Genomic DNA, 8,127 nt, shown 5'->3' with positions numbered 1-8,127 from the left:
ACCCCCACCGGCCGCAGGTATGCGGACCCCCCACGCGGTTGGAGAGGCTTTGGGCGGGAGCTGCGTTGGGGCGAGAGATCGGGGGCCCTTACGCTGGCCGGCGGATCGGGCCCCTGGGCCCCACCGCGTTGTCCCCGATCGGGCCCCCGATCTTGGAGGCTCGCCCCAACGTGGCTGCGTAAAGCCTCGGAAACCGCCCCAGCCACAAACGGCCAAGCCACCCGCAGGGAACCTCACCCAGCGACACCGAAAACGTTGCGGGCCACGGTGAACGCGGCCGTCACGGCCCCGGCGATCGCCGCGTGGGCGGGGCGGGGGGTGAACGGGAACGGGCGTGCCCGGAGGGACTGGGCCAGCCAGACGGCGAGCAGCAGCGCCAAGGCGGCGAAGGACAGGGCCGCCAGCGGGTTCGCGGCCACGGCCGCCCCCGCGTCGCCGTGCGCGAAGGCGTGGGCGCTGCGCAGGCCGCCGCAGGCCGGGCAGGCGAGGCCGGTCAACGACAGGACCGGGCAGGCGGGGTAGCGGCCGGGGACGTTGGGGTCGACGGCCGCGACGCAGCCGAACGCGGCGACCGTCACGGCCACGGCGGCGAGCGGGGCGGCGAGCACGCGACCAGCATCGAGCGAGGTCGCGGCCCGCGCAAAAGCCACACGCCGTATCAGCTGGTGGCGGCCCTCTCCCGGTCCTCGCCGCTCGCGGGCGCCGGCACGGTGACCACAGGCGCGGCGGGGGCGTGGCCGGTGGGCTGGCCCAGGCCCATGGCACGCATCACCAGGCCGACGACTCCGCCGAGGGCGACGACGACGGCACCGGCCGCCACTCCCCAGGGCTGGGCCGTCACGGTGTAGGCGCTGCCAATGCCGAAACCGATGAAGATGATGGTCACGGCGGTCCAGGCGGCCGGGGTGTTCCCGTGGTGGTACTCGCGCGCCATGTCAGTCAGTGCTCCTCATGCATCAACGAACGTCCGTACCGCCATTGTGGCAGGCAGCGCGGACAATCCTGCGAGCGGTCCTAGGTGGGGTCCTCGCCCCGGTCCAGCGCGCGCCAGATGTCCTCGGGACGGTCGTCGCCCGGCGCGGCGGCGCGGCGGGGCGTCGTCCGCCGGGAGCCGCGCTCGTAACGGCCCGACATCGCGGGCCAGTGCCGCCCGTAGCTCAGCGCGAGAAGGCCCGCGCAGAGCAGCAGCAGGCCGCCGAGTGCGGAGAACCAGGGCCACCCCGAGTGGCTGACGGAGGTGACGGCGGCCTCGGTGAGGCCCATCGCCTCGGCCGCGTTGGTCTCCAGCGCGTCCGTGTCCGTCGCCCCGAGCACCGCCGTGCCGATGGCGCCCGCCCCGGAGAGGGCGAGCACCGAGGCCACCACGGTCCGCCCGGTGCGCCGCACCGCGAACACCGCGACCAGCGACGCGAGCCCGACCAGCGCCAGCGCGCTCGGCACCCCGGAGACGGCGCTTCCGCTGGCTGCCACGGGCAACGCCGCGTCCGCGCCCGCCGTTTCGCCCTGACCCCACGTCTGTCCCGCGGAGATCAGCACGATGGCGGCCCCGGCGGCGCCGCTGAGCAGCGCGACGCCCAGCGCACGGCGCGAGGTGCGGGCGCTGCTGCCACTGCTGCTGCTGCTGGCGGGGTCACGGGTCACCCCTCCACGCTACCTCGCAGCCTCCCGGCTGTGGCCACCGCCCTCAGAACGGCCGCCGCCTTGTTCGCGCACTCGGTGTCCTCGGCGACCGGATCGGAGTCGGCCACCACGCCCGCGCCCGCCTGGACATAGGCGACTCCGTCCCGCAGCAGGGCCGTTCTGATGGCGATGGCGGTGTCCGCGTCGCCCGCGAAGTCGAGGTAGCCGACGCAGCCGCCGTAGACGCCGCGGCGGGTGGGCTCCAGCTCCTCGATGATCTGGAGCGCCCGCGGCTTGGGGGCGCCCGACAGCGTTCCCGCGGGGAAGCAGGCGGTGAGCGCGTCGAAGGCCGTGCGGCCCTCGGCCAGCCGCCCGGTGACGGTGGAGACGATGTGCATCACATGGCTGTAGCGCTCGACGGACATGAAGTCGACGACCTCGACGGTGCCCGGCACGCAGACGCGGCCCAGGTCGTTGCGGCCGAGGTCGACCAGCATCAGGTGCTCGGCGCGCTCCTTGGGGTCGGCGAGCAGCTCCTCGCCGAGCGCCGCGTCCTCCTGCGGCGTCCCGCCGCGCGGCCTGGTCCCCGCGATCGGATGCAGCAGCGCGCGCCCCTCCTCGACCTTGACCAGGGCCTCGGGGCTGGAACCGACGATGTCGAAGCCGTCGAACCGGAAGAGGTACATGTACGGGCTGGGGTTGGTCGCGCGCAGCACCCGGTAGACGTCGAGGGCGCTCGCGGCGCACGGGGTCTCGAACCGTTGCGACGGCACCACCTGGAACGCGTCGCCCGCCCTGATGTACTCCTTGACGGTCTCGACCGCGCGCTGGTAGTCCGTGCCGCCGAAGCGGGCGGTGAACGGCGGCAGCTCGGACGGCGGCAGGGCGACCGGGCCCGCGCCCGCGGGGCGGGCCAGGTCGGCGGTCATCGCGTCGAGCCGGGCCACGGCGTCCCCGTACGCCTCGTCCACGCCGGTGTCGAGGTCGTTGTGGTTGATGGCGTTGGCGATGAGCAGCACCGTGCCGTCGCGGTGGTCGACCACCGCGAGGTCGGAGGTGAGCAGCATGGTCAGCTCGGGCAGCCGCAGGTCGTCGCGGGTGCTGTCCCCGACGCGCTCCAGGCGCCGCACCACGTCGTAGCCGAGGTAGCCGACCATGCCGCCGGTGAACGGCGGCAGCTCGGGCGAGCGCGGCGTGTGCAGGATCTCGACGGTCTCGCGGAGCACCGCCAGCGGGTCGCCCTCGGTGGGCACGGAGACCGGCGGGGTGCCGAGCCAGTGCGTGCGGCCGTCGCGCACGGTCAGCGCGGCGACGCTGCGGACGCCGATGAACGAGTAACGGGACCAGGTCCGCCCGTTCTCCGCGGACTCCAGGAGGAACGTACCGGGGCGCTCGGCCGCCAGCTTCCGGTAGAGCGCGATGGGGGTGTCGCCGTCGGCGAGGAGGCGACGGGTGACGGGGATCACGCGGCGCTCCTTGGCGAGCACCCGGAAGCCGGCGAGGTCTGGCGTCGTCATGCCCGGTGGGCCTCCTCCGTGGGGAACGGGAGGCGGCCGGCGTCGAAGCAGGTCCGGTCACCGGTGTGGCAGGCCGCGCCGACCTGGTCGACCTGGACGAGGACGGTGTCCCCGTCGCAGTCGAGGGCGACGGACTTGACGTGCTGGACGTGCCCCGAGGTGTCGCCCTTGACCCAGTACTCGCGGCGGCTGCGGCTCCAGTAGGTGCAGCGGCCCGTGGTGAGGGTGCGGCGCAGCGCCTCGTCGTCCATCCAGCCGAGCATCAGCACCTCGCCGGTGTCGTACTGCTGGGCGATGGCGGCGACCAGGCCGTCGGCGGTGCGCTTGAGGCGGTCGGCGACCGCCGGGTCGAGCGGAGGCGTAGGGGACATGGGTCCATTCTGCCGCGCCGGTCGGGGGCGGCTGTCGGGCCCGCCGATTAGGCTGGGCGCATGTCTACCCATGCCAAGCGTGAACGTCTGCTGCTCGCGGATCTGTTGGAGTCCGCGGGTCCCGAGGCCCCCACCCTGTGCGCGGGGTGGACGGCGCGTGACCTGGCGGCCCATGTGGTGGTCCGGGAGCGCCGGGCCGACGCCGCGGGCGGGATCGTCATCAAGCCGCTGGCCGCCAGGTCCGAGCGGGTGCGGAACGAGTTCGCGGCCAGGCCCTACGACGAGCTGATCCAGTTGATCAGGACGGGTCCGCCGCGGGTCTCGCCGTTCTCGCTGAAGCAGATCGACGAGGCGGCGAACACGGTCGAGTTCTACATCCATGCCGAGGACGTGCGACGGGCGCGGCCGGACTGGACGCCGCGGGAGCTGGACGCGGTGTTCTCGGACGCGCTGTGGAAGCGGCTGGAGTCGGGCGCCAGGATCATGGGGCGCCGCTCCCCGGTCGGCCTGGTGCTCCGCCGGCCGAACGGGCAGACCGCCGTGGCCCACAAGGGCGCCCCGGTGGTGACGGTCACCGGCGATCCGGGTGAGCTGCTGATGTTCGCCTCGGGGCGGCAGGAGGCGGCGAAGGTGAGGGTCGAGGGCGACGAGGACGCGATCATGAGGCTGCGGAAGGCGAAGCTGGGAATGGCCTGAGAGCCGGGCCGCCCGGTCGGGCGGGGCCGCCGCCGGTGGGCGGGCTGGACAGGGCGGGCAGGACGGGATGGGCCTAGCCTGGCCACATGCGCTTCGGGGTGCTCGGGCCACTGGCCGTGTGGACGGACGAGGGGACACCGGTCATCGTTCCGGACACCAAGGTCCGGGCGCTGCTGACGGATCTGCTGGCGAACGGGGGCGGGCCCGTCTCCGCCGACCGGCTCATCGAGGACCTGTGGGGCGCGCGCCCCCCGCGCAACCCGGCCGGAACGCTCCAGGCCCGCGTCTCCCAGCTCCGGCGCGCGCTGGCCGAGGCCGAGCCGGGCGGCCGGGAGCTGCTGGAGCTCGGCGCGGCCGGTTACGCGCTGCGCGCCCGCGGAGACGCCGTGGACGCGGGCGCGTTCGCCGCGCTGGTGGCGCGGGCGGAGGAGACGGGCGAGCCACGGGCGCGGGCGGCGCTGCTGGGCGAGGCCCTGGACCTGTGGCGCGGCCCGGCGTTCGCGGACTTCGCCGACGAGCCGTTCGCCGCGGCGGCCGTGGCCCGGCTGGAGGAACAGCGGCTGACCGCCGTCGAGGGGCGCGCCGAGGCCCGCCTCGCGCTGGGGGAGCACGACGCGCTGACCGGGGAGCTGGCGGAGCTGGTCGCCCGCCACCCGTTGCGCGAGCGCCTCCGCGCGGCGCAGATGCGCGCCCTCTACCGGGCCGGGCGGCAGGACGCGGCGCTGGCGGCCTACCGCGAGCTGCGCGACGCGCTCGCCGACGAGCTGGGCGTCGATCCCCGGCCGGAACTGGCCGAGCTCCACCGCGCGGTCCTCAACCACGATCCGGCGCTCGCGCCCCGCGCGCGCACCAATCTGCCCACGCCCCTGAGCGACCTGATCGGCCGTGAGGAGGCGGTGGCCGGGGCCGGGGAACGGCTGGGCGCGGCCCGGCTGCTGACGCTGACCGGGCCCGGCGGGGTCGGCAAGACGCGGCTGGCGCTGGCCGTGGCGGCGGAGGCGACCGGGGAGTTCGCCGACGGGGTGTGGCTGGTGGAGCTGGCCGCCGCCTCCGGGCCCGGCGTGAAGGGCGCGGTCGCCGCCGTCCTCGGCGTCCGCGACGACGCGGTGCCGGGCGGGCCGCTGGGCGAACGGCTGGCCGAGGTGCTGGCCGACCGGCGGACGCTGCTGGTCCTGGACAACTGCGAGCACGTGGTCGAGCCCGTGGCCGCGCTGGCGTCGCGGCTGCTGAAGGCGGCGCCCGGACTGCGGATCCTGGCCACCGGGCGCGAACCGCTCGGCGTGAACGGCGAGGTCGTCGAGCCCGTCGAACCGCTCGGCCTGCCGCCGGACGGGGCCGGGGCCGGGGCCGGGGCCTCCGAGGAGTACAGCGCGGTCCGGCTCTTCGTGACGCGGGCCGCCGCCGTGGCCCCCGGCTTCGCGCTCGACGCGGGCAACGCCGCCGCCGTGGCGGCGGTCTGCCGCCGCCTCGACGGCATCCCCCTCGCGCTGGAACTGGCCGCCACCCGCGTCAGGGCGCTCGGCGTCGAGGAGTTGGCGGGGCGCCTGGACGACCGCTTCCGGCTGCCGGCGGGCGGGCCGCGGGACGCCCCACCGCGCCGGCGCACGCTGCGCGCCGTCCTCGACTGGAGCTGGGACCTGCTGAGCGAGCCGGAACGGGCGGTGCTGCGCCGCCTGGCCGTGCACCGGGACGGCTGCACGATCGAGGCGGCCGAGGCCGTCGCCTCGCACGAGGTGGCCGACGTGGTGGAGATGCTGACCCGCCTGGTGGACCGCTCGCTGGTGGCCGTCGTGGACGGCCGGTTCCGGCTGCTGGAGTCGGTGGCCGCCTACGCCCTGGAACGGCTCGTGGAGGCGGGCGAGGAGGACGCCGTCCGCCGGCTCCATGCCGCGTTCTACGGCTCCCTCGCCGAGCGGGCCGCCGGCCATCTGCGCGGCCGGGACCAGTTCCGCTGGATGGACCGCCTCGATCCCGAGGCGGCGAACCTGCGCGGCGCGCTCGCCTGGGCCGCCGGGGCGGGCGAGGCCGAACGGGCGCTGCGCCTGGTCAACGCGCTCTCCTGGTACTGGTTCTTGCGCGGGCGCGTGGGCGAGGCCCGCCGCGCCCTGACCACGGCGCTCGCGGCGCCCGGGACGGCGCCCGCCGCGCTCCGCGCGGAGGCCGTCGCGTGGCACGCCGGGCTCGCGGGCCCCGGCGGCGAGAGCGGCGCGGAGGGCGTGGCGGTGCGCGCGGCGTACGCGGGCGTGGACGACCCGCTGGGGCGGGCGCGCGCCGAGTGGTTCGTCGTCCTGACGCGCTGGGCGTTCGGCGACCTCCGGGAGCACGAGGCGCGCGTGAACGGTGCGTTGGAGACCTTCCGCGCCCTCGGCGACCGCTGGGGCACGGCGGCGGCGCTGAGCACCCGCGCCAAGCTGGCGCTCGGCCGCGCGGACCTGGCCGCGATCGAACGCGACGGGCGCCGCAGCCTGGAGCTGTTCGACGAACTCGGGGACGCGTGGGGGCGCCTTGAGGCCCTGTACGCGCTGGACGTGGTGGCGGAGGTCGCGGGCGACTACGAGCGCGCCGCCGGGCTTCGGCGCGAGGGGCTGCGCCTGGCCGAGGAGCTGGGCCTGTGGGCCGAGGTCTCCTTCCGGCTCTCGGGGCTGGGCCGCCTCGCCCTGCTGGCCGGCGACCTCGACCGGGCGTGGGAGTCGCACGAGCGGGCGCTGCGGCTCGCGGTCGCGCACTCGGCCACGGCCGCGCAGGAGTTCGCCGAGCTGGGCCTGGGTCTGGTGGCGCGCCGCCAGGGGCGGCTGGACGTGGCCGAGGGACACCTGCGCGCCTGGCTGAGCCGGCTGGGCGGCGCCGAGGGAACCGCGGGCACGGCGTTCGTGCTGGCGCAGCTCGGGTATGTCGCCGAACAGCGCGGCGAGCCGGAACGGGCGCTGCGGCTGCACCGCGAGGGCTATGAGACGGCGCGCGCCACCGGCGATCCGCGGGCGGTCGCGCTGGCGCTCGAAGGACTCGCGGGCGCGCGGGCGTTGGGTGGCGACGCGGCGCACGCCGCGCGCCTTCTGGGCGCCGCGTCCGCGGCGCGCGAGGCGGTGGGCGCGCCCCTCCCCCCGGCGGAACGCGCCGACGTCGACCGGGCGGAGGCGGCGGCCCGCTCGGCCCTGGGCGAGGCGGCCTTCGCGCGGGAACGGGCCACGGGCGGGGGCCTGTCGCCCGACGCCGCGACCGTCGAACTGGCCGACGGCGTGCTCTTCCCCGAGCCGGGCCCCGGTGAGACCTGGGCCGTCGGCGTGGTGATCCTGAACGGCCGCGGCGAGGCGTTCGCGCAGCGCAGGAGCGCGAGCAGGCGGCTGTTCCCCGACTGCTGGGACCTGGTGGGCGGCCACGTGGAGGAGGGGGAGACGCTCCTGGACACGCTGGCGCGCGAGGTCGCGGAGGAGACCGGCTGGCGGGTGCGGCGGGTGGCGCGTTTCCTGGGCGTCATCACCTGGGAGGGCGACGACGGCCTGGGCCTGCGCCACGAGGCCGACTACGTGGTGGAGGTGGACGGCGACCTGAGCGCGCCGGAGCTGGAGTGGGCCAAGCACCCCTCCTACGACTGGTTCGCCCCGGACGACCTGGAGCGACTCAAGGAGAACCGCGTCCCCGCCGACCAACTCGTCCACGCGGTCATCGTCAAGGCCCTGTCCCCGCCCCCGTCCCGGACATGACCCCGCCCGCCGGTCCCCGGCCCGAGGTCAGCCGGCGGGGACCGGCGGGCGGGGGGGCGGTCCCCGGCGCCCCCGGGACGCGGCAGGGGGTGCCCCGGCCCGGCAACGCGTCGCGGGCCCGGTCCACCCGGCCCACCCCCGGCGCCAGCAGCTTGTTCAGCGGCGGCGTGGCCGGGGCGGGCGGGGGGGGGCGAGTCGGGGACAGCCGCCTTGCGCGGGGGG

General features: G+C 76.4%; 7 protein-coding genes. 2 read left to right on the top strand and 5 right to left on the bottom strand.

Translation table 11 applies throughout. The features are described from left to right. Nucleotides 1–233: 233 nt before the first annotated feature. From ADY01_RS29160 to hisI, 5 genes are all read right to left on the bottom strand, one after another. The gene (locus ADY01_RS29160; protein WP_107081863.1) at nucleotides 234–650 is read right to left on the bottom strand and encodes a DUF2752 domain-containing protein; all 417 of its coding nucleotides are present in this window, start codon (nucleotides 648–650) and stop codon (nucleotides 234–236) included. A gap of 8 nt (nucleotides 651–658) precedes the next feature. Next, the gene (locus ADY01_RS29155) at nucleotides 659–934 is read right to left on the bottom strand and encodes an HGxxPAAW family protein (RefSeq protein WP_063784403.1); all 276 of its coding nucleotides are present in this window, start codon (nucleotides 932–934) and stop codon (nucleotides 659–661) included. 80 nt (nucleotides 935–1,014) lie between these two features. After that, nucleotides 1,015–1,641: a TIGR02234 family membrane protein gene (locus ADY01_RS29150; protein WP_049579456.1), complete on the bottom strand. Its 627-nt coding sequence runs from the start codon at nucleotides 1,639–1,641 to the stop codon at nucleotides 1,015–1,017. Beyond that, nucleotides 1,638–3,137 (bottom strand): anthranilate synthase component I, encoded by a 1,500-nt coding sequence (locus ADY01_RS29145; protein ID WP_049579454.1) that lies wholly within the window; start codon nucleotides 3,135–3,137, stop codon nucleotides 1,638–1,640. Before ADY01_RS29145 ends, ADY01_RS29150 begins: the two co-directional genes overlap by 4 nt. Continuing rightward, a complete protein-coding gene (hisI, locus tag ADY01_RS29140) occupies nucleotides 3,134–3,508 on the bottom strand; it encodes a phosphoribosyl-AMP cyclohydrolase (RefSeq protein WP_049579452.1) in 375 nt (124 codons plus the stop codon). The genes ADY01_RS29145 and hisI overlap by 4 nt, the downstream gene beginning before the upstream one ends. 60 nt (nucleotides 3,509–3,568) lie before the next feature. On the opposite strand from hisI, the gene ADY01_RS29135 reads away from it, so the two are divergent. Further along, a complete protein-coding gene (locus ADY01_RS29135) occupies nucleotides 3,569–4,204 on the top strand; it encodes a TIGR03085 family metal-binding protein (protein ID WP_049579450.1) in 636 nt (211 codons plus the stop codon). An 86-nt stretch (nucleotides 4,205–4,290) separates the two neighbouring features. Beyond that, on the top strand, nucleotides 4,291–7,905 hold the full coding sequence (locus tag ADY01_RS29130) for a BTAD domain-containing putative transcriptional regulator (protein WP_063784402.1): 3,615 nt from the start codon (nucleotides 4,291–4,293) through the stop codon (nucleotides 7,903–7,905). Nucleotides 7,906–8,127: the final 222 nt, after the last annotated feature.

It is taken from the genome of Streptomyces sp. SBT349 (assembly GCF_001083795.1).
GTDB lineage: Bacteria > Actinomycetota > Actinomycetes > Streptomycetales > Streptomycetaceae > Streptomyces.
The sequence above is the reverse complement of the archived record's forward strand: the minus strand, read 5'-3'. Positions and strand labels throughout refer to the sequence as shown.

Coding starts and splice junctions, on each gene's coding strand:
- ADY01_RS29145 (WP_049579454.1), bottom strand. CDS start 3,137: ATGACGACGCCAGACCTCGCCGGCTTCCGGGTGCTCGCCAAGGAGCGC.
- ADY01_RS29155 (WP_063784403.1), bottom strand. CDS start 934: ATGGCGCGCGAGTACCACCACGGGAACACCCCGGCCGCCTGGACCGCC.
- ADY01_RS29135 (WP_049579450.1), top strand. CDS start 3,569: ATGTCTACCCATGCCAAGCGTGAACGTCTGCTGCTCGCGGATCTGTTG.
- hisI (WP_049579452.1), bottom strand. CDS start 3,508: ATGTCCCCTACGCCTCCGCTCGACCCGGCGGTCGCCGACCGCCTCAAG.
- ADY01_RS29130 (WP_063784402.1), top strand. CDS start 4,291: ATGCGCTTCGGGGTGCTCGGGCCACTGGCCGTGTGGACGGACGAGGGG.